A 20,094-nucleotide genomic window follows, 5' to 3' on the forward strand; every position below is an offset into this window, starting at 1 on the left:
ATACGATAATAGGGTACTGGCTTTATATCCAGTGTTTTTTATTGGCAAAAGCTGAGCTGACGAGTAGAATTAAACACCTGCCGTTCAACCCTTCTTCAGGTTCTGATTGATGAGTAAACCGTTCAAGCTGCATTCTGCTTTCCGTCCCTCCGGCGACCAGCCGGAAGCCATTCGTCGCCTGGAAGAGGGGCTGGAAGATGGCCTGGCGCATCAAACGCTGCTCGGGGTAACCGGCTCAGGTAAAACGTTTACCATCGCCAACGTTATTGCTGACCTGCAGCGCCCGACGATGGTGCTGGCGCCGAACAAAACCCTGGCGGCGCAGCTTTACGGCGAGATGAAAGAGTTCTTCCCGGAGAACGCGGTGGAGTATTTCGTCTCGTACTATGACTACTACCAGCCGGAAGCCTATGTGCCAAGCTCGGACACCTTCATCGAGAAAGATGCGTCGGTGAACGAACACATTGAACAGATGCGTCTGTCGGCGACCAAAGCCCTGCTGGAGCGTCGCGACGTGGTGGTGGTGGCGTCGGTCTCCGCTATTTACGGCCTGGGCGACCCGGACCTCTATCTGAAGATGATGCTGCACCTGACGGTGGGCATGATCATTGACCAGCGCGCTATCTTGCGCCGCCTGGCCGAGCTGCAGTATACCCGCAACGATCAGGCCTTCCAGCGCGGTACCTTCCGCGTGCGCGGCGAAGTGATTGATATCTTCCCGGCGGAATCTGACGACGTCGCGCTGCGCGTTGAGCTGTTCGATGAGGAAGTTGAGCGCCTGTCGCTATTCGATCCGCTGACCGGTCATATCGAGTCGACGATCCCGCGTTTCACCGTCTACCCGAAGACCCACTACGTCACCCCGCGCGAGCGTATCGTCCAGGCGATGGAAGAGATTAAAGTGGAGCTGGCGGAGCGGCGTAAGGTGCTGCTGGAGAACAACAAGCTGCTGGAAGAGCAGCGCCTGAGCCAGCGTACGCAGTTCGACCTCGAAATGATGAACGAGCTGGGCTACTGTTCGGGGATTGAAAACTACTCGCGCTACCTGTCGGGCCGCGGCCCGGGCGAGCCGCCGCCGACGCTGTTTGACTACCTGCCGGCCGATGGTCTGCTGGTGATTGATGAATCCCACGTTACGATCCCGCAAATCGGCGGCATGTACCGCGGGGACCGGGCGCGTAAAGAGACGCTGGTGGAGTACGGTTTCCGTCTGCCGTCGGCGCTCGATAACCGGCCGATGAAGTTTGAAGAGTTTGAGGCCCTGGCGCCGCAAACTATCTACGTGTCGGCGACGCCGGGGGCCTATGAGCTGGATAAATCCGGCGATGAGGTGGTGGATCAGGTCGTCCGTCCTACGGGGCTGCTGGATCCGGTTATCGAAGTGCGTCCGGTGGGCACCCAGGTCGACGATCTACTCTCGGAAATTCGCATCCGCACCGCGATCAACGAGCGCGTGCTGGTCACGACGTTGACCAAACGGATGGCGGAAGATTTAACCGAATATCTGGAAGAGCACGGCGAGCGGGTTCGCTACCTGCACTCGGACATCGACACCGTGGAGCGCATGGAGATTATCCGCGACCTGCGCCTCGGCGAGTTTGACGTTCTGGTGGGCATCAACCTGCTGCGTGAAGGTTTGGATATGCCGGAAGTCTCGCTGGTGGCGATCCTTGATGCTGATAAAGAAGGCTTCCTGCGCTCTGAACGCTCGCTGATTCAGACCATTGGCCGCGCGGCGCGAAATATCAACGGCAAAGCGATTCTCTACGGCGATAAAATCACCCCGTCGATGGCGAAAGCGATCGGTGAAACCGAGCGCCGCCGTGAGAAGCAGCAGGCGTACAATGAAGAGCACGGCATTGTTCCGCAGGGGCTCAACAAGAAAGTGGTCGACATTCTGGCGCTTGGACAGAATATCGCGAAAACCAAAACCAAGGGGCGCGGCAAGTCCCGCTCACCGGTTGAGGCGGATACGGTCGCCCTCACGCCGAAGGCGCTTCAGCAGAAGATTCACGAGCTGGAAGGGCAGATGATGCAGCACGCGCAGAACCTGGAGTTCGAAGAGGCGGCGCAAATTCGCGACCAGCTTCACCAGTTGCGCGAGCTGTTTATCGCCGCTTCGTAGCGGAGTAATCGCCCGGGCCTTACAGGTCTTCGGGGTGATGGACGGGATGTGTTGTTCGCATGTCGGGTAAGGCGCTAGCCGCCACCCGACAGAAAAGCGGGCCCTGCGACAAAACGAGGTGGCCGGAATGCTTTGGTTATTTATTGCCCCTCTGTCGCGATTTTCCCTGATGCTTAATGTTGGCTTAATCTTGTTTGGCGAAACTATCCTCACTTTACTGAGGATAGCGCCATGCAAAAATTAACCTTCCGCGAATACCTGGCAGTCACCTGCGCGTTTGTTATTGTCGTTGCCTTTTTCCATCAGTGGGTGCTGACGTTCTGACGCGAAGCTTTAGGGAAGAGTACCCAGGCGCGAACGCCGGGGCCGGGCTGACGGTTATGTAAAAAGAACTGCGCGTCGTGCAGCTGGGCGATGCGGGTGACGATGCTTAACCCAAGACCAATACCGCCGTAGCGGCTGTCCATGCGAACGAACGCTTTGCTTAATTCACCGCTTTTCGCCTCATCGATTCCCGGGCCTTCGTCTTCGATCGCCAGAATTGGCGTTGGGCCGGGCGCTATCGACACTTTAATCGTCGACCCCGTCGGGCTATAGCGATGGGCGTTTTCCACCAGATTTCGCAGGATTACCTGCACCAGCGTGGCGTCGCCCGAAACCACCGCTTCACCCTCTTTTTCGCTGAACACCAGCTTTTGCTGGCGCTGCTGCAGCATCGTTTCGAGCTCGTCCTGCAGCGGCTCGAAAACATCCTCTTTTAGCGCAACCTGCTGATAGCTACCGGCGGAGAATGACTGGCCGACGCGCGCCAGCTGAAGCAGTTGAGAAATGCTGTTGGTCATTTGATCGAGACGCTGTATCAGCGGGTCCACGCTAACGTTGTGCACTTTCGCCAGCAGCTCCAGGTGCAGACGCAGCCCGGCCAGCGGCGTGCGTAGCTCATGGGCGACGTCGGCGGTAAACAGACGCTCGCGATCGAGGGTTAAATTCAGGCGGGACACCAGCTGATTAATCGCGGTGGTCACCGCGGTGACTTCAGGAACCGATTCCTTCAGCGTGATAGGCTGCAGATTGTCCGGGGTGCGGCTTTCCAGCTCAAGCTGCAGTCTGGAAAGCGGCCTGGTGATTTTTTTAACCGCCAGCAGGGAAATATACAGCGCCAGGCCAATAATCAGCAGGCTCGGGATCAGCAGGCTGGCTACCGCTTCGCGAACCTCGTGCTCAATATGCTTCTGATTGTTATGCCCTTCGATGGCGCTGGCGACCAACAGCTGTATCTGTTCCTGGCTTTCATGCCACAGCCAGAACACGCTGATGAGCTGACAAACGGCCAGAATAACGCCAATTGTCAGCAGCAGCCGATGACGCATAGTCCAGTTTTCACTGACAAAAAAAGCCATAGCGTTATTCGGTCTCCGCGTTATCAACCAGCATATAGCCAAAGCCCCGAACGGTGCGGATGCGTGATTTGCCGACTTTATCGCGCAGATTATGGATATGCACCTCCAGCGTGTTGGTGGCCGGTTCGTTGTCCCAGCTGTAAATATCGTTATAGAGAATTTCGCGATGCACCGGGCTGCCCGCCTTCATCATCAGACGAGAAAGCAGGGCGTACTCTTTGGGGGTTAAATCCAGAGACTGTTCGCCGATCCAGACCAGTCGCCGGGTGACGTTCAGGCGTAAATTGCCGACGGTCAGTTCGTTATCGCCCTGATTGTTGTGACGACGCAGCAGGGCACGAATGCGCGCGTTAAGCTCTTCCAGCGCAAACGGTTTAACCAGGTAGTCATCCGCGCCGGTATCCAGGCCGCTGATGCGGTCATCCACGGTATCGCGGGCGGTGAGGATCAGCACCGGCTGGCTGAACTTCTCCCGTCGCATGCGCGCCAGGAAGTGCAGGCCGTCCTCATCCGGCAGGCCGAGGTCGAGGACCACCAGGCTATAGTGATTGCTGGCCAGAGAGAGCGCTGCTTCGTGGGCGGTTGACACGCCGTCGCAGACGTAACCCTCGCTTTGCATCGCCAGGATTAATCCCTGTAACAGGAGCGCATCGTCTTCAATGACTAAAATTTTCATCGGCCTGCCTCTCTACATGGCGTTAAGATATCGTCTGTTGCCTGGTACTCGCGGGTGCTGACCCCGAGCAGACCGAGCAGGGTGGAGAAGAGATTATCCTGCGAATACGCTTGCGTTTTCGCTTTTTGCTGCAAACACTGGCTGGACACGCCATAGCGCTGTTGATAATCCGCGGACAGCCACAGCAGCATCGGGACGTGTTTTTGCGTCTCCGGCGCGATGGACCACGGCAGCCCGTGCAAATATACCCCATCCTCGCCAAGCGACTCGCCGTGATCCGACAGATACACCAGGCTGGTGGTAAATTTATCCTGCTTTGACTGGAGTAATTTTATCGCTTTGTCGACCACATAATCGACATACAAAATCGTATTGTCGTAGGTATTGGTGAGCTGCTGCTGGGTACAGCTCTGAATTTCGTTGGTATCGCAGGTCGGCGTAAACTGTTTAAACTGCGCCGGATAGCGATTGTAGTAGGTCGGACCGTGGCTGCCGATGGTGTGCAGAACAATAATCCCGTCCTGCTGAAGATTGTCGATATAGCTATCCAGGTTATGGAACAGCACCTCATCGTAGCACTCGCCGTCGATGCACTGGCCGCTCAGCTTGAGATCGGTGACGTTCTGGTGCGGCACCCGATCACAGGCCCCTTTACAGCCGCCGTCGTTATCATTCCACTGCACCTGAATTCCCGCCCGCTGCAGGATATCCAGCACGCCTTCCTGGTGGTGCGCCAGCTCTTCATCATAGTGGGCGCGCGGCATATTAGAGAACATGCACGGCACGGAAACCGCGGTTGCGGTGCCGCAGGAAGTGGTGTCGGGGAAATAGATAACATTATCCTGTTTCAGGCGCGGGTTGGTCTCGCGGGTGTAGCCGTTCAGGGAAAAGTTGGCCGCCCTTGAGGTTTCGCCTAATACCACGATGGTCAGGTTTTTCCGCGGTCCGCTGCGCATCTCCGGTTTCTGAACCGCGTCTTCGCCAATTTTGACCAGCGGAAGATTGTCCATTCTGTTATGCGCATACCATGAATTCACCGCCACAATGCTGTTTGACGGGCTCAGGGACTTCACCAGCTCTTTGTTATTGCGAAACAGCGAGGCGTAATCCTTATAAAAAAATGCCGCGACCAGAATAATCAGCAGCGCTGAAACCACGATGCTCGCCAGCCTTACCGCCACGCTGCGCCACAGGGTGGCCGGTTTGCGGATTTTAACCCACCAGGCCGCGACCACCGCCAGCACGCCGGTGAGACCCAGTATCAGGACCATTCTGCCTGAGAGAAGCGCAAAGCTTTCGGCGGGCGTAGTATCAAGAATATTGGTGATCATCGCCCGATCGATAATCACCCCGAAGGTCCAGATAAAATACTGGGCCGAGGCGCTCAGCAAAATAAACAGGCTGATGACGAGGCGGTCAAGCTTCAGGAACGACGCTATCGTGGTGATGATATTCATCACGCTGATGGCCACAATCGGCATACTGAGGAACACCAGCCAGTTGTGCAGACCGTTGACCGGCAGCAGGGTAAACGCCTGGCGATAGAAAGCGATATTCAGCACCAGACCGATATAGCTGGCGAAAAGAATCAAATAGACCGTACGGTTAAGCATTGGCCGGCGTAAAGAAAATAACGACATAGCGAACGTCCACATAAAGAGATGTTCGCTATGCTGCCCGTTTTTTTTTAAGACAACCTTAAGATTTTAAGCCAGCCTGATTTTGTCCCGACAATAAGCCTGTTTTGAGGATTAGCCTAATGCCTGAATCGCTTTATCCAGCGCGCGGCGTAATAGCTGCCGATCGTGGCGGTAGGGCACATCGCTGGCGTCCAGGGGCGTCTGAATGACGACCCGATTTTCAATCCCTGCGACATCGGCCTTCGGGCCGACAACTAGCGCGTCAATCACCCGTTTACCGATCTGCTTTTCCATAATGGCCACTCTGTCCGCCAGCGTCAGGCTGGCTGCCGGGCTGTGCTCTTTGCCCAGGTTATCGATAAATACCATCGGCGCGGGCGTGCGGCGTAGCGCCTGCGCCATCTCATCGAGGAGCAGAATCGGCATCAGGCTGGTATAGAAGCTGCCGGGGCCAATCAGGATTAAGTCGGCTTCGGCGATGGCTTCTATCGCTTCGCGAGTGGTGGGGACCGGCGGCGAGAGCATAAGCTCGCGCGGCACGCTGGCAAGCTGATCGATATTCACTTCGCCGTAGACTTCATGCCCTTCGTGGTCAATAGCCATCAGATCGACCGGTTGTTCCGACATCGGGATCAGAAACGCGTCAACCTTAAGGAGATTTCTGATCAAATTGATCGCTTCAAGCGGCCGGACGCTCAAGTGATCCAGCGCCTTAAGCATCAAATTACCGAGGTTATGCCCGGAAAGTTCGCCGTTGCCGCTAAAACGGTACTCAAACATCGCTGACGCTACGCTAGGTTCGGCGATAAGTTGATTAATACAGTTGCGCATATCGCCCCAGGCGATGCCGCCTTCCGCGCGACGAATGCGTCCCGTAGAGCCGCCGTTATCGGTGGTGGTGACGATGCCGGTAAGGCGTGAACCGAGCGAAGAGAGGGATGACATCACCCGGCCCAGGCCGTGCCCGCCGCCGAGAGCCACAACGCGATCAAGATCGGCGAAAGTACGATTGCGCATAAAAATCCTTTATAACAATTAATCGGGCTCACAGTAACCGATCTACCCCTAAAAGACGATGGGCGGGACCTGACAAACTGACCGACATCAATGCAAAAGCGTGGTTTTTAGCTATTCTGTAGCGAAAATGCGCGATCGTAGCGATATGTAATTGAATATATAACGAAATCGGAAATGGCGAAACCGTTATTAAAGCGCTACTATCGGCATAACCCGTTAACACTCTAGCCTCTGTGCCTGTGTCAAAAGATATGGTGCTTTGGCCGTGACAACTTCGGTTGCCACCAGGGCGCGGAAAGAAATGACCGCGTCTCCCGTATTTGGAAAGGTGTCTATGGCTTCACAGCTTACCGATGCATATGCGCGGAAGTTTTACTATCTGCGCTTATCAATTACCGACGTCTGCAACTTTCGTTGCACCTACTGCCTGCCCCATGGCTATAAGCCCGGCGCCGTCACCAATAATGGCTTCCTCAGCGTCGATGAGGTTCGTCACGTCACTCGCGCATTCTCCGCCCTGGGGACGGAAAAGGTACGCCTGACCGGCGGTGAGCCTTCGCTGCGTCGCGATTTTACCGACATCATCGCCGCCGTGCGGGAAAATCCCTCCATTCGCCAGATTGCGGTCACCACCAACGGCTACCGGCTGGCGCGGGATGTTGAAAGCTGGCGCGATGCCGGGCTGACGGCGATTAACGTCAGCGTGGACAGCCTCGATGCGCGTCAGTTTCACGCCATCACCGGGCAGGACAAGTTTCGTCAGGTGATGGACGGCATTGATGCCGCCTTTGCCGCTGGCTTCGAAAAAGTGAAGGTTAATACCGTGCTGATGCGCGACGTTAACCATCACCAGCTCGACACCTTTCTGGCGTGGATCCAGCCGCGCCGCATTCAGCTGCGTTTTATTGAATTGATGGAAACCGGCGAAAGCAGCGATCTGTTCCGCCGCCATCATATCTCGGGCATGGTGCTGCGCGATGAGCTGCTGCGCCGCGGCTGGATCCATCAGATCCGCCAGCGTAGCGACGGCCCGGCGCAGGTGTTTTGCCATCCGGACTATGCCGGGGAAATCGGCCTGATCATGCCTTATGAAAAAGATTTCTGCGCCACCTGCAACCGCCTGCGCGTCTCTTCCGTGGGTAAATTGCACCTGTGCCTGTTCGGCGAAGGCGGCGTCGACCTGCGCGATCTTCTCGCCGATGAGCAGCAGCAGCCGGCGCTGGAGGCGCGCATATCCGAGGCGTTAACGCACAAAAAGCAAACTCATTTCCTGCATCAGGGCAACACCGGTATTACGCAGAACCTGTCGTATATCGGCGGATAATTCATTTTAAGGAGCGATCAGATGAGCCAGGCCAGCGCTGAGTTTATCCCGACCCGTATTGCTATTCTCACCGTCTCCAGCCGACGCGGCGAAGAGGACGACACCTCCGGCCACTGGCTGCGCGATGCGGCAGAGGAGGCAGGCCATGTCATCGTCGATAAGGCGATTGTGAAAGAGAACCGCTACGCTATTCGCGCCCAGGTATCGGCGTGGATTGCCGGCGATGAGGCGCAGGTGGTGCTGATTACCGGCGGCACCGGCTTTACCGACGGCGACCAGGCGCCGGAAGCGCTGCTGCCGCTGTTTGACCGCGAAGTCGAAGGCTTCGGCGAGGTGTTCCGCATGCTCTCATTCGAAGAGATCGGTACCTCGACCCTGCAGTCCCGCGCTGTTGCCGGGATCGCCAACCGTACGCTGATTTTTGCGATGCCTGGCTCAACCAAAGCCTGTCGTACCGCGTGGGACAATATTATTGCGCCGCAGCTCGATGCGCGTACGCGTCCGTGCAACTTTATCTCTCACCTTAAGAAGTAATTTATGTCACAGCTGACCCATATTAACGCCGCCGGCGAAGCGCACATGGTCGATGTTTCGGCGAAAGCGGAGACGGTTCGCGAAGCGCGCGCCGAGGCCTATGTTGAGATGCAGGCTACGACGCTGGCGATGATCATCGACGGCAGCCATCACAAAGGCGATGTCTTCGCCACCGCGCGCATCGCCGGGATCCAGGCGGCAAAGCGCACCTGGGAGCTTATTCCGCTGTGCCATCCGCTGATGCTGAGCAAAGTTGAGGTCAATCTGCAGGCGCAGCCCGAGTATAACCGGGTGCGCATTGAATCCCTGTGCCGCCTGACCGGGAAAACCGGCGTTGAGATGGAAGCGTTGACCGCCGCCTCTGTCGCCGCGCTGACGATTTACGATATGTGCAAAGCGGTACAGAAAGATATGGTGATTGGCCCGGTGCGCCTGCTGGCGAAAAGCGGCGGCAAGTCCGGCGATTTTAAAGTGGAAGATAGCCATGATTAAGGTTCTTTTTTTTGCTCAGGTGCGTGAACTGCTCGGCACCGATTCCCTGACGCTCGATCCGCACGGGCTTTCCACGGTTGAAGCCGTTCGCCAGCAACTGATCGCCCGCGGCGACCGCTGGGCGCTGGCGCTGGAAGAGGGCAAACTGCTGGCGGCGGTAAATCAGACGCTGACCACCTTCGATCATCCGCTGGCGGCCGGTGATGAAGTGGCGTTTTTCCCGCCGGTTACCGGAGGATAAGATGACGCAGACGCGTATTATCGTCAGCCATGACCGCTTTAAGGTCGGCGACGAATACCCCTGGCTGGCCGAGCGCGATGAAGACGGCGCGGTGGTGACCTTTACCGGTAAGGTTCGCAACCACAACCTTGGCGACAGCGTGAAAGCGCTGACCCTTGAGCACTATCCGGGGATGACTGAAAAATCGCTAGCGGAAATCGTTGAGCTGGCGCGCGAGCGCTGGCCGCTGGGGCGGGTCACGGTGATTCACCGTATCGGCGAGATGTGGCCCGGAGAAGAGATTGTTTTTGTTGGCGTCACCAGCGCCCATCGCGGCAGCGCGTTTGCGGCGGGGGAGTTTATTATGGATTACCTGAAAACCCGCGCGCCGTTCTGGAAGCGCGAGGCGACGCCGGAAGGCGAGCGCTGGGTTGATGCGCGAGATAGCGACCGTGAAGCGGCAGAACGCTGGTAGTGTGGTACGCTTAGAAGATAAATTTCGTTAATCAGGAGACAGTCATGGATAGATATCCTCGTTCCGGGGCGATCGTACAGGGTCGCAGCGGACTTCAAACTTTTATGGCGCAGGTGTACGGCTGGATGACGGTCGGGCTACTGCTCACGGCGTTTATCGCGTGGTTTGCGGCCAACACCCCTGCGGTGATGATGTTTGTTTTTTCCAGTAAAATAACCTTTTTCGGCCTGATCATCGCTCAGCTGGGGCTGGTATTCGTGCTCTCCGGCATGGTGCAGCGGCTGAGCGCGGGAATGGCGACCACCCTGTTTATGCTCTATTCGGCGCTCACCGGGCTAACGCTTTCCAGTATTTTCATCGTTTATACCTACTCGTCGATTGCCAGTACCTTCGTGGTGGCCGGCGGGATGTTTGGCGTGATGAGCCTTTACGGCTATACCACTAAACGCGACCTGAGCGGCTTCGGCAACATGCTGTTTATGGCGCTGATCGGTATCCTGCTGGCGTCACTGGTTAACTTCTGGCTGAAGAGCGAAGCGCTGATGTGGGCGGTGACCTACATCGGGGTTATCGTATTCGTCGGTCTGACCGCCTATGACACCCAGAAGCTGAAAAACATCGGCGAGCAGATTGACGTTCGCGATGCATCAACGCTGCGTAAATACTCGATTCTTGGGGCGCTGACGCTGTATCTGGACTTTATCAACCTGTTCCTGATGCTGCTGCGCATTTTCGGCAATCGTCGTTAACTCGTTCCCGAAGGCGATGCTGCGCATCTGTCCGGGCTACTGGATCTCAGACGGTGGTGAACCTGCAGCCCCGGTCAGCATTCGCGACCGGGGCTTTTTTTACTTTTCTCCCGCCAGCTTGCGCTGGTTTTTCTCCCGCAGATGTTTCGCCCGACTCTCCAGAATCAGGTAGCCGATGGTCGCCAGCAGCAGCGGCAGGAAGTAGTACAGCGCGCGGTAGGCGAGCAGGGCGGCGATAATCGCGCCGCGCGAAATCTCTTCCCCGGAAAGCATGGCGATAAACACCGCCTCTAGTACGCCAATGCCTGCCGGAATATGCACGATAACCCCCGCAATGCTGCTGACCAGCAGTACGCCGAGCACGAGGAAATAGTCCACCTGCGGCCCCAACAGCAGCCAGATAATCGCCCCCATCGCCATCCAGTTCAGGCTGGAAACCGCCATCTGCAATATCGCGAAGCGCCAGGACGGCAGAACCAGCCGCTGACCTTTTATCGTCAGATGGCGCTTTTTAGCAAAGGCGCAGGCCCACAGGTAAAACGCGGAAATCAGCAGTAAAACGACGCCCAGAATTTGCAGCGACGACTGGCTGATATACCAGCGATCGGGAACCTTCACCATACCGGAGCTAAAAATAATGCCGCCGAGCAGAATATAGCCCAGCCAGTTGGTGGTAATGCTCAGCGAAAAAATTCGGGTAATGGTCGCCCCGCTCAGGCCGAGGCGCGAGTACAGCCGATAGCGCATACCAATCCCACCCACCCAGGTACTGAGCGTCAGGTTAAAGGCGTAGCAAATAAATGACACCAGCATTACCTGGCGTTTAGCCAGCTTGTGGCCGCAGTAAGCGCGCCCAAGCAGATCGTAGCAGCCATAGATCAGGTAGCTGGCGATAACTAACCCGATGGCGCTGAGCAGCGCCATACGGTTGTAATCGCGAATCACTTTCCACACGTCCTGCCAGTCAATTTTCTGGGCGTAGACCACCAGCAGAACGACGACGGCGATAAAAAAGAGCACCGTCAGGATTTTTTTCGCCATCCGCCAGCGAGGGTGAGATTTCGCCATCAGGATTTCACCTCCTGATTTTCCGGGTCTACGCGATCCTGAGTTTCAATCTCCGGCTGTACCGGGGGCTGAACCCGCGACAGCAGCGGCGTATGGGCCGGTAGCCATCCGACCCAGGCAGGGAAGTGGCGCAGGAAGTGGAACGCCAGCACGCTAATACCGAGCCGCCACCAGGTGCGTTTCGACAAAATGCGCTTATCGACCTCGCGGCAGTCGTTAAGGATTAAGCCATTGAGATTATCGCGCAGCGTCTGGTTAAACTCGCGGTCGTGAATCACCAGATTAGCTTCCAGATTCAGCGACAGGCTGAGCGGGTCGAGGTTGCTGGAGCCGACGGTGGCCCAGTGGTCGTCCGCCAGCGCCACTTTGCCGTGCAGCGGACGGCGGCGGTATTCGAAAATCTGCACGCCGCCTTTAACCAGATAGTGATAGAGCAGGCGCGCGCCGAATTTGACAATGGGAATATCCGGTTCGCCCTGCACGATAAGCTTGACGCGCACGCCGCGTCGGGCAGCGTTGCGCATGGCGTGCAGCAGGCGATAGCCGGGGAAAAAGTAGGCGTTGGCGATAATCACTTCCCGGCGGGCGGTGGTCAGCATCTTCAGATAGTGACGTTCAATATCGTCACGATGATCCTGATTATCCCGCCAGATAAACAGCGCCTGGGCCTCGCCGGGGTTGCGGTTGATTTCAGGCTTATGCCGACGCCGCTGCCACCAGCGGCGGGTCGCCTCATTGGTGGGCAGGTTTTCCAGTTCAAATTGCAGGATATCGAGCACCACCGGTCCTTCGACCTGCACGGCATAATCCTGTTTGGCCTCCGGACCGTAATCGGTCATATGCTCGGCGGAGTAGTTAATTCCGCCAACGAAGGCGGTTACGTCGTCGATCACCACGATTTTACGATGCATGCGGCGGAATAAATTAGTGCGCATGCCGAGCAGTCGCGGGCGCGGGTCGTAGTAGCGAAAAATCACGCCAGCCGACGTCAGCTCGCCCACAAAGCTTTCGCTCAGATCCGGCGAGCCGTAGCCGTCCAGTAACACCTCGACGCGGACGCCGCGCTGGGCCGCTTTTAACAGAACGGCATGGAGCTGTTTGCCGACGTCATCTTCAAACCAAATAAAGGATTCCAGGATCACCCGCTGCTGCGCGCGACCAATGGCGGCAAACAGCGCCGGATAATAGTTATCGCCATTTTCTAATAGCCGAATGCGGTTTCCTTCCTGCCAGCTGCATTTCACAGATGTATCTCCACGCTAAGCGGTGCATGATCGGACAAATGACGCCACTGTTTTAACGCCAGCGCCTTTGGCTGGCTGGCATAGGCGTTTTTTACGTAGATGCGGTCGAGGCGCAGCAGAGGGAAGCTGACCGGGAAAGTTCGCGCCGGACGCCCTCTGGCGCGGGTAAAAATCTCCTCCAGCCCGGCCTGGGTTTTAAGCTGGCGGTTAGCCTGCTGCCGCCAGTCGTTAAAATCACCGGCCACCACTACCGGTTCGCCCGCGGGTAAACCGTTCACCCACTCCGCCAGCATCGTCAGCTGGGCCTGGCGCTGATGAGAACGCAGCCCCAGATGCGCGCAGATCACATGGATAGCGATCCCGCTTTCCGGCGGCACAATGCGGCAGTAAAGCAGCCCGCGCTTTTCGCTGTTGCCCACCGAAACATCGAGATTTTGATAATGTTCAATGGGAAAGCGGGAAAGTACCGCATTGCCGTGATGTCCTTCCGGATAAACGGCGTTGCGGCCGTATGCGTAATCGCTCCACATGGTATCGGCGAGAAACTCATAGTGGGTGGTATCCGGCCAGTTTTCGATATGCAGCGGATGAATTTCGTGCGCCCCCATCACCTCCTGCAGGCAAACAATGTCGGCGCTGACGCTGCGCACCGCTTCGCGTAATTCGGGCAAAATAAAGCGGCGATTGAACGCAGTAAAGCCTTTATGGGTGTTAATTGTCAGCACGTTTAACGAAAATCGCGGCATTTGTTCGTCCTTATTTCTCTGGGCAATGTCACTTTCCTGTAGGAAATAGTGTAGTAGAGGTCACAAAAAGATGCGGTGATACGGAATTTTCCGTAAAGTGCGGTACTCTGAGTAGCAGAGAAAAATCCTTCAGGAGAGAAGCCATGAAGTGGCAACAACGTGTACGCGTCGCAACGGGTCTTAGTTGCTGGCAGATTATGTTGCATCTACTGGTCGTGGCAGTACTGGTGATGGGTTGGATGAGCGGCGCGCTGGTGCGCGTCGGATTAGGTTTGTGCGTACTGTACGGCGTCACGTTAGTGTCGATGCTGTTTTTGCAGCGCCATCACGATGAGCGCTGGCGCGACGTCGGTGATTTCCTTGAGGAACTCACCACTACCTGGTACTTCGGTACCGCGGTGATCGTGCTGTGGCTGCTGTCGCGTGTACTGCACAATAACCTGCTGCTGGCCCTCGCCGGGCTGGCAATACTGGCAGGTCCGGCGGTGGTTTCACTGCTCGCGAAAGATAAAAACAGATACGCTAAATCGTTCGGGCTACAACAAGGCGGCAACGCAGCGAATCCCCAGAAGCATAGATAACTATGTGACTGGGGGAGCAAGGCGAGCCAACGCAGTTGTGGTTCGAACGATGACGAGTATTACGCGATCTTTCTTCGGAACATCGCATACGCCGCTGAGCCGGTGGTGGCCGCTATGACCAGTAGCGGCCACAAACTCCCCCACACGATTTCCAGACTCGCATCCTTCAGATAGATCTGCTTGGTGATATCGGTGAAATGACGTATCGGGTTTACCCACGTCAGGTTCTGCAGCCATACCGGCATATTCTCCACCGGCGAAACGTAGCCGGAGAGCAAGATCGCCGGCATCATAAAGACGAATACGCCGATAAACGCCTGCTGCTGCGTGGAGCACAGCGACGAAATCAACAGGCCGAATCCTACCAGCGACAGGCCGTAAACGATCATCGTGAAGTAAAACAGCAGCAATGAGCCGGCAAACGGAATTTGATAGGCCCAGATGCCAATCCCCAGCACGATGGTTGCCTGCAGGGTAGCGACGATCAGCGCCGGGACCGCTTTACCGATAAAGATTTGCCAGGTTGCCAGCGGCGAGACCAGCAGTTGGTCGAGCGTGCCCTGTTCGCGCTCGCGGGCAACGGAGAGCGAGGTGACGATCATAACGCCGATGGTGGTGATCATGGCGATCAGCGACGGCACCACGAACCATTTGTAATCGAGATTCGGGTTATACCAGTTGCGCACCACCAGCTCGCTATTGTTCGGTTTAGTTTTACCTTCCAGCAGGTCCTGCTGATAGTTTTTGACGATCTGCTGGAGATAGTTCGCAGCAATTTGCGCGCTGTTAGAGTTGCGCCCGTCCAGCAAAAGCTGGAGCGGGGCGGTCTGGTTGGTGTCGAGGTTGCGCGAAAAATCTGCCGGGAAACGCACGACCAATAGCGCTTTTTGTTCATCGATAGTTGGTCTTATTTCCTGCGGGCTTTTCAGTAGCAGAACGTGGGTGAAGGCTTTGGCGCGGGCGAAGCGCTGGGTCAGTTCCACGGCGTGCTTGCCGTTGTCTTCGTTATAGATGGCAATGGTGGCGTTCGTCACCTCCAGCGTGGCGGCAAAGGGGAACAGCAGCACCTGGATCAGCACCGGCATAATCAAAATCGCCCGCGTCTGCGGCTCGCGCAACAGCGACTGCAGCTCTTTGCGGATTAACGTCCATAAGCGATGAAACATCTTATATTCTCTCTTTATGCTGCTTCGTATCCCCGGACTGCGCTGCGCTTATCCGGGCTACCCGTTTGTCAGCCTTTGTAGCCCGGGTCAGGCGTTCGCTAATCCAGACGCCGTTTGGTTTTCAGCCACGTCAGGCCAATAAACATTACCGCCGAGGCGATTAAAAACATCACATTCACCAGCAGCACCACCGGGATATTGCCCGCCAGAAACAGGCTTTGCAGGGTGCTGACAAAATAGCGCGCCGGGATCACGTAGGTCACCGCGCGGATTATCGCCGGCATGCTGTCGATCTGAAAAATAAACCCGGACAGCATAATTGACGGCAGGAACGCGGCGTTCAGCGCCACCTGCGCGGCGTTAAACTGGTTGCGGGTAATGGTGGAAATCAGCAGCCCCATTCCCAGGGTGCTCAGCAAAAACAGGCTGGTGATAAAAAACAGAATCACCAGCGAACCGCGAAAGGGCACGCCGAGAATAAACACCGCCACCAGCATACACAGCAGCATCGCCAGCATGCCGAGGAAATAGTAGGGGATCAGCTTGCACAGCAGCAGCTCGGCGCGGGTAATCTCGGTCGACAACAGCGCCTCCATGGTGCCGCGCTCCCACTCGCGGGCCACCACCAGCGAGGTCAGGATCGCGCCGACCACCGTCATAATGATGGTGATCGCGCCGGGGATAATAAAATGCTGGCTGATCGCGGCCGGGTTAAACCAGTAGCGCGTCTGCACGTCGATTAGCGGCTCGAAGGTTTCGCCGCGATCTTCCGCCCGCTGCTGCTGCCAGATTTGCCAGATGCCTTCGACGTAGCCCTGGGCGAAGTTAGCGGTATTCGGTTCGCTGCCGTCAGTGATGAGCTGGATCGGCGCATCGTCGCCGGGGCGGGCCATCTTGCGGTCGAAATCCACCGGAATGGTTACCAGCGCGCGAATGCGTCCCGCCTGCATCATCTGCACCAGTTCCTGGCGGTTATCGCTGATGGTGGCGTCGATATAGGGGGAGCCGGTCATGGTATGGACAAAATCCAGCGCCTCTTCGCTCTGCTGTTCCAGCAGCACGCCCACCCGCAGCTTGCTGGAGTCGAGGTTAATCCCGTAGCCAAAGATAAACAGCAGCAGCAGGGGGATGACCACCGCAATCAGCCAGCTGCTGGGGTCGCGGACAATCTGCCGCGTCTCTTTCACGCACAGGGCGCGCACGCGCCGCCACGATAGCAGTTTAGCGCTCACCGGCGTTCTCCTTATCCCAGTCGTGAATGAGGGTGATAAACGCCTGCTCCATCGTCGGGTCGGGCTGTTTATCATCCGCCGCCAGCGCCTTCAGATCGTCCGGCGTGCCGCTGGCGATCAGCTTGCCGTGATAGACAAGGCCGATACGATCGCAATACTCCGCTTCATCCATAAAGTGGGTGGTGACCATCACCGTCACGCCTTTATCCACCATGCTGTTGATATGCAGCCAGAATTCGCGGCGGGTGAGGGGATCAACCCCGGAAGTGGGTTCATCAAGAAACAGGATATCCGGCTCGTGCATCAGCGAGCAGGCCAGCGCCAGGCGCTGCTTATAGCCGAGCGGCAGGTCGTCAGCGGCCTGCCGGGCGATGCTTTTCAGGCCAAATGCCTCGCTCATGCTGGCGATTTTATCGTTCTGCGCCCGCCCGCGCAGGCCGTACACCCCGGAGAAGAAACGCAGGTTCTGCTCAACGGAAAGGTTGCCGTAGAGCGAGAACTTCTGCGCCATATAGCCCAGATGCTGACGCGCCTTGCCGGAGCTGACTTTCAGGTCCATGCCCAGCACCAGCGCTTTACCGGAGGTGGGGACCAGCAGGCCGCACATCATCTTAAAGGTGGTGGACTTGCCCGCGCCGTTAGGCCCAAGGAGGCCGAAAATCTCCCCGCGCTTGACCTGAAAATCAACGTGGTCGGTGGCGGCAAAATCGCCGAATTTCTTGGTCAGGGTCTGCGCTTCAATCACCGTGTCCTCATGGGAGCCTTCCACGGTGTGGATGATGTTGCCCAGCGGCGATTCGGCGGTCCCGGCGCCGCCCAGCAGGTCGATAAAGGCGTCCTCAAAGCGCGGTGCGGTTTCGGCCACCTCGAGCGGCGGCATACCGTTAGCGTTCTGGACTTCACTGATGTTGGCCTCTTTTTTAAGGATCAGGCGTACCGATTTACCCTGAATTACGCCATCGCTGACCTGCGGCAGTTTCAGCGTCCGCTGGAGCAGACGGCGATTATTCTCCTCGCCGCTGGAAATCAAAAAGCTGCGTCCGGCCATGGTCTGCGTCAGCTCTTTTGGCGCGCCCTGATAGAGCAACTGGCCCTCGTTCATCAACAGCACGTCCCGGCACTGCTCGGCCTCATCAAGATAAGAGGTGCTCCAGAGGATCAGCATTCCGTCGCCTGCCAGTTCGTGCACCATCTGCCACAGTTCGCGGCGAGAGATGGGGTCGACGCCGACGCCGGGTTCATCAAGCAGCAGGACTTTCGGTTCGCCGACCAGGGTGCAGGCCAGACCAAGTTTCTGCTTCATGCCGCCGGAAAGCTTGCCCGCCAGCCGGCCGGTAAAGGGGCCGAGGGAGGTAAATTCCAGCAGCCTGGCGAAGGTTTTTTCCCGCGCCTCGCCGGTCACGCTGCGCAGATCGGCGTAGAGCGTCAGGTTTTCCATTACCGTCAGATCTTCGTACAGGCCGAATTTCTGCGGCATATAGCCGAGCACTGCGTGCAGGGCGCTATCGTCGGCAATCGGGTCGTAGCCGATCACCGTTGCGCTGCCTGCGTCAGCTTTCAGCAGCCCGGCGAGCATGCGCATCAGGGTGGTTTTTCCGGCGCCATCCGGGCCCACCAGACCGGTCACATAGCCGGAATGAATAGTGCAGTCCAGCGGCGCGACGGCCGGGCGGTCCATGCCGGCAAAGCGCCGGGTCAGGCCGCTCAGCGTAATGACGTCCTCGCTCATTGGCCGTTTCCGTGACTGAAGGTGACGGTGACCGGCATCCCCTGGCGCAGCGCGTCGTCGGCATCGGTGACCACAATACGCAGGCGATAAACCAGATCGGTGCGCAGGTCCGGCGTCTCCACGGTTTTTGGCGTGAATTCAGCGGTAGGGGAGACGAAGCCGATTTTGCCGCGGTAGGGTTTATCCGGGCGACTATCGGTGAAAAGCAGCACTTCGCGACCCGGCTGGGCCTGGCCAAGATTTTTTTCATCGATATAGGCGCGTACCCACACCGGATGGGTTAACGAGAGCGTCATCACCGTGCCGCCGGCGCTGAGCATGCTTCCCGGTTCGACGGCGCGGGTCATCAGCGTTCCGTCGGACGGCGAGATCAACGTGGTATCGTGCAGATCCAGCTTCGCCTGCGCCAGCGCGGCCTGCGCCTGCTCAAGGCTGGCTTTGGCCTGGGCGATTTCCTGCGGACGATTCCCCGCGCGATACTGGCGCAGCTTATCCTGCGCGGACTTCAGCGTCGCCTGGGCCTGATCGCGCGAGGAGCGGGCATTTTCCAGGTCGTTAGCGGAGATGGCGCTGCTTTTGCGCAGCCCCAGCTGGCGTTGGTAAAAGTTCTGCGCGTAGTCGTAAGCCGCCTGCGCCTGGTTGACCGCGGCGGCGGCCTGGGCAATCTCTTCCGAACGATACCCCGCCATCATCAGGTCGTACTGCGCCTGGGCGGTGGACACGTTGGCCTGCGCCTGTTGGAGCGCGTTCTCGTACGGCGCGCGGTCCAGCTCGCCCAGGGTCTGTCCGGCTTTAATCGCATCGCCCTCGTCGACGCTGAGCGACGCCAGCCGCCCGCCCACGCGGAAGCTGAGGTTGACGGTACGAATATCCACGTTGCCATATAGCGTGAGCGCTTTCTGCTGGCTGCTCTGGTACCACCACCAGCCTCCGCCAATGACAGCAGCCAGCAGGAGAAGCAGCACAACGACGATGAGCGGTTTTTTCATGACTCCAGACTCCTTTGCGATAATCCTTCCAGAACGAAATCAATATGGCAGGTGATAACCTCAATAATTTGCGCGGTTTTGTCCCGATCGAACTCGGCCCAGCCCGCGCGGCGTAGTACCGTTTCCCGTCCAAGGCGAAAAGCGAGAACTTCGCCCAACAGCGCGTGGGTGTGAAGCACCATTTGCGTGCTGTCGGCGTTCAGGCCGGTATAGGCGGCGATTAAACGTGTCAGGTAGCAGTGTAGTGGAGCAATCACCTGATCGTGGATGAGCCGGTAGGCCGGCGTCGGCGACAGCTGCTCGCGGGAGATGAATTTGCTCAAATTGACGGTGTCGTCCTGGGTCAGCAGCAGGATCATATTCTGGCAGGCGCCAAGTATCAGGCTGCGCATCGCGGCTTTATCGGGCACAGGCTCAGTGAACAGCGCTTCCGCCGCCTGCGCGTGGGGGCGGAAATTGTGTTCGATAAAATCAGCGATCCACTGGGCGCAGGCGAGGTAGAGATCGTCTTTGGAACCAAAATAGTAGGTGATGGCGGCGATATTTTGCCCGGCCTGGGCGGCGATATCGCGGGTCGTGGCATGCAGGCCGTATTCGCCGAACTGGGCGATTGCGGCGGCGATAAGCTGGCTTTTCGCCTGCTCGCCCTTGCTGGTAATAGGAGTTGTTGTCATCGCGCTGGAAAAG

The 20,094-nt window shown here is 57.5% G+C and carries 20 protein-coding genes and 1 riboswitch; of the genes, 8 read left to right on the forward strand and 12 right to left on the reverse strand.

Going from position 1 to position 20,094, the window contains the following annotated elements:
- The first annotated feature begins 109 nt into the window (after positions 1 to 109).
- A complete protein-coding gene (gene uvrB, locus IYV58_RS08480) occupies positions 110 to 2,125 on the forward strand; it encodes an excinuclease ABC subunit UvrB (protein WP_004130663.1) in 2,016 nt (671 codons plus the stop codon).
- Between the two features lie 302 nt (positions 2,126 to 2,427).
- Here uvrB and pmrB read toward each other — a convergent pair whose 3' ends face one another.
- From pmrB to yvcK, 4 genes are all read right to left on the reverse strand, one after another.
- Complete coding sequence (gene pmrB / locus IYV58_RS08485) at positions 2,428 to 3,525, reverse strand: two-component system sensor histidine kinase PmrB (protein WP_004130664.1); 1,098 nt, start codon at positions 3,523 to 3,525, stop codon at positions 2,428 to 2,430.
- Positions 3,526 to 3,529: 4 nt separating this feature from the next.
- Positions 3,530 to 4,201 (reverse strand): two-component system response regulator PmrA, encoded by a 672-nt coding sequence (pmrA, locus tag IYV58_RS08490; RefSeq protein WP_004130665.1) that lies wholly within the window; start codon positions 4,199 to 4,201, stop codon positions 3,530 to 3,532.
- Positions 4,198 to 5,841, reverse strand: a complete 1,644-nt coding sequence (gene eptA / locus IYV58_RS08495) for a phosphoethanolamine transferase EptA (protein ID WP_004130666.1) — start codon at positions 5,839 to 5,841, stop codon at positions 4,198 to 4,200. The genes pmrA and eptA overlap by 4 nt, the downstream gene beginning before the upstream one ends.
- Before the next feature lie 111 nt (positions 5,842 to 5,952).
- Positions 5,953 to 6,858, reverse strand: coding sequence for a uridine diphosphate-N-acetylglucosamine-binding protein YvcK (gene yvcK / locus IYV58_RS08500; protein ID WP_087830014.1), 906 nt, complete (start codon positions 6,856 to 6,858; stop codon positions 5,953 to 5,955).
- 208 nt (positions 6,859 to 7,066) lie between these two features.
- Positions 7,067 to 7,205: riboswitch (molybdenum cofactor riboswitch) on the forward strand.
- Here yvcK and moaA point away from each other — a divergent pair.
- The 6 genes from moaA (at position 7,193) to IYV58_RS08530 (ending at position 10,652) form a co-directional block, all read left to right on the forward strand.
- Positions 7,193 to 8,182 (forward strand): GTP 3',8-cyclase MoaA, encoded by a 990-nt coding sequence (gene moaA / locus IYV58_RS08505; protein WP_049113353.1) that lies wholly within the window; start codon positions 7,193 to 7,195, stop codon positions 8,180 to 8,182. Its footprint overlaps the riboswitch before it by 13 nt.
- Positions 8,183 to 8,203: 21 nt before the next feature.
- On the forward strand, positions 8,204 to 8,716 hold the full coding sequence (gene moaB, locus IYV58_RS08510) for a molybdenum cofactor biosynthesis protein B (protein WP_004130673.1): 513 nt from the start codon (positions 8,204 to 8,206) through the stop codon (positions 8,714 to 8,716).
- A gap of 3 nt (positions 8,717 to 8,719) precedes the next feature.
- Positions 8,720 to 9,208, forward strand: a complete 489-nt coding sequence (gene moaC, locus IYV58_RS08515; RefSeq protein WP_004130675.1) for a cyclic pyranopterin monophosphate synthase MoaC — start codon at positions 8,720 to 8,722, stop codon at positions 9,206 to 9,208.
- Positions 9,201 to 9,449: a molybdopterin synthase sulfur carrier subunit gene (moaD, locus tag IYV58_RS08520; RefSeq protein ID WP_004130677.1), complete on the forward strand. Its 249-nt coding sequence runs from the start codon at positions 9,201 to 9,203 to the stop codon at positions 9,447 to 9,449. Before moaC ends, moaD begins: the two co-directional genes overlap by 8 nt.
- A gap of 1 nt (position 9,450) precedes the next feature.
- The gene (gene moaE / locus IYV58_RS08525) at positions 9,451 to 9,903 is read left to right on the forward strand and encodes a molybdopterin synthase catalytic subunit MoaE (protein WP_004130680.1); all 453 of its coding nucleotides are present in this window, start codon (positions 9,451 to 9,453) and stop codon (positions 9,901 to 9,903) included.
- Between the two features lie 44 nt (positions 9,904 to 9,947).
- The gene (locus IYV58_RS08530) at positions 9,948 to 10,652 is read left to right on the forward strand and encodes a Bax inhibitor-1/YccA family protein (protein ID WP_004130681.1); all 705 of its coding nucleotides are present in this window, start codon (positions 9,948 to 9,950) and stop codon (positions 10,650 to 10,652) included.
- Positions 10,653 to 10,751: 99 nt separating this feature from the next.
- Here IYV58_RS08530 and IYV58_RS08535 read toward each other — a convergent pair whose 3' ends face one another.
- From IYV58_RS08535 to IYV58_RS08545, 3 genes are read right to left on the reverse strand one after another with little or no spacing between them, the layout of a single operon-like run.
- Positions 10,752 to 11,720 (reverse strand): lysylphosphatidylglycerol synthase transmembrane domain-containing protein, encoded by a 969-nt coding sequence (locus IYV58_RS08535; protein ID WP_049113351.1) that lies wholly within the window; start codon positions 11,718 to 11,720, stop codon positions 10,752 to 10,754.
- Positions 11,720 to 12,964, reverse strand: coding sequence for a cardiolipin synthase ClsB (clsB, locus tag IYV58_RS08540; protein WP_004135240.1), 1,245 nt, complete (start codon positions 12,962 to 12,964; stop codon positions 11,720 to 11,722). Before clsB ends, IYV58_RS08535 begins: the two co-directional genes overlap by 1 nt.
- Positions 12,961 to 13,710: an endonuclease/exonuclease/phosphatase family protein gene (locus IYV58_RS08545; protein WP_004130684.1), complete on the reverse strand. Its 750-nt coding sequence runs from the start codon at positions 13,708 to 13,710 to the stop codon at positions 12,961 to 12,963. Before IYV58_RS08545 ends, clsB begins: the two co-directional genes overlap by 4 nt.
- Positions 13,711 to 13,853: 143 nt before the next feature.
- Between IYV58_RS08545 and IYV58_RS08550 the strand changes: the two genes are divergently transcribed.
- Positions 13,854 to 14,291: a YbhQ family protein gene (locus IYV58_RS08550; protein ID WP_004130686.1), complete on the forward strand. Its 438-nt coding sequence runs from the start codon at positions 13,854 to 13,856 to the stop codon at positions 14,289 to 14,291.
- A 59-nt stretch (positions 14,292 to 14,350) separates the two neighbouring features.
- Here IYV58_RS08550 and IYV58_RS08555 read toward each other — a convergent pair whose 3' ends face one another.
- The 5 genes from IYV58_RS08555 to cecR form a co-directional block, all read right to left on the reverse strand.
- Positions 14,351 to 15,457 (reverse strand): ABC transporter permease, encoded by a 1,107-nt coding sequence (locus tag IYV58_RS08555; RefSeq protein ID WP_004130688.1) that lies wholly within the window; start codon positions 15,455 to 15,457, stop codon positions 14,351 to 14,353.
- A 98-nt stretch (positions 15,458 to 15,555) separates the two neighbouring features.
- Positions 15,556 to 16,689, reverse strand: coding sequence for an ABC transporter permease (locus IYV58_RS08560; RefSeq protein ID WP_004130690.1), 1,134 nt, complete (start codon positions 16,687 to 16,689; stop codon positions 15,556 to 15,558).
- Complete coding sequence (locus IYV58_RS08565) at positions 16,679 to 18,418, reverse strand: ATP-binding cassette domain-containing protein (RefSeq protein ID WP_049113347.1); 1,740 nt, start codon at positions 18,416 to 18,418, stop codon at positions 16,679 to 16,681. Before IYV58_RS08565 ends, IYV58_RS08560 begins: the two co-directional genes overlap by 11 nt.
- The gene (hlyD, locus tag IYV58_RS08570; protein ID WP_004130694.1) at positions 18,415 to 19,407 is read right to left on the reverse strand and encodes a secretion protein HlyD; all 993 of its coding nucleotides are present in this window, start codon (positions 19,405 to 19,407) and stop codon (positions 18,415 to 18,417) included. The genes IYV58_RS08565 and hlyD overlap by 4 nt, the downstream gene beginning before the upstream one ends.
- Positions 19,404 to 20,081, reverse strand: coding sequence for a transcriptional regulator CecR (gene cecR / locus IYV58_RS08575; RefSeq protein WP_004130696.1), 678 nt, complete (start codon positions 20,079 to 20,081; stop codon positions 19,404 to 19,406). Before cecR ends, hlyD begins: the two co-directional genes overlap by 4 nt.
- Positions 20,082 to 20,094: the final 13 nt, after the last annotated feature.

Origin of the sequence: Klebsiella sp. BDA134-6 (assembly GCF_015601345.1) — a bacterium.
GTDB classification, from domain to species: Bacteria; Pseudomonadota; Gammaproteobacteria; order Enterobacterales; family Enterobacteriaceae; genus Klebsiella; species Klebsiella grimontii.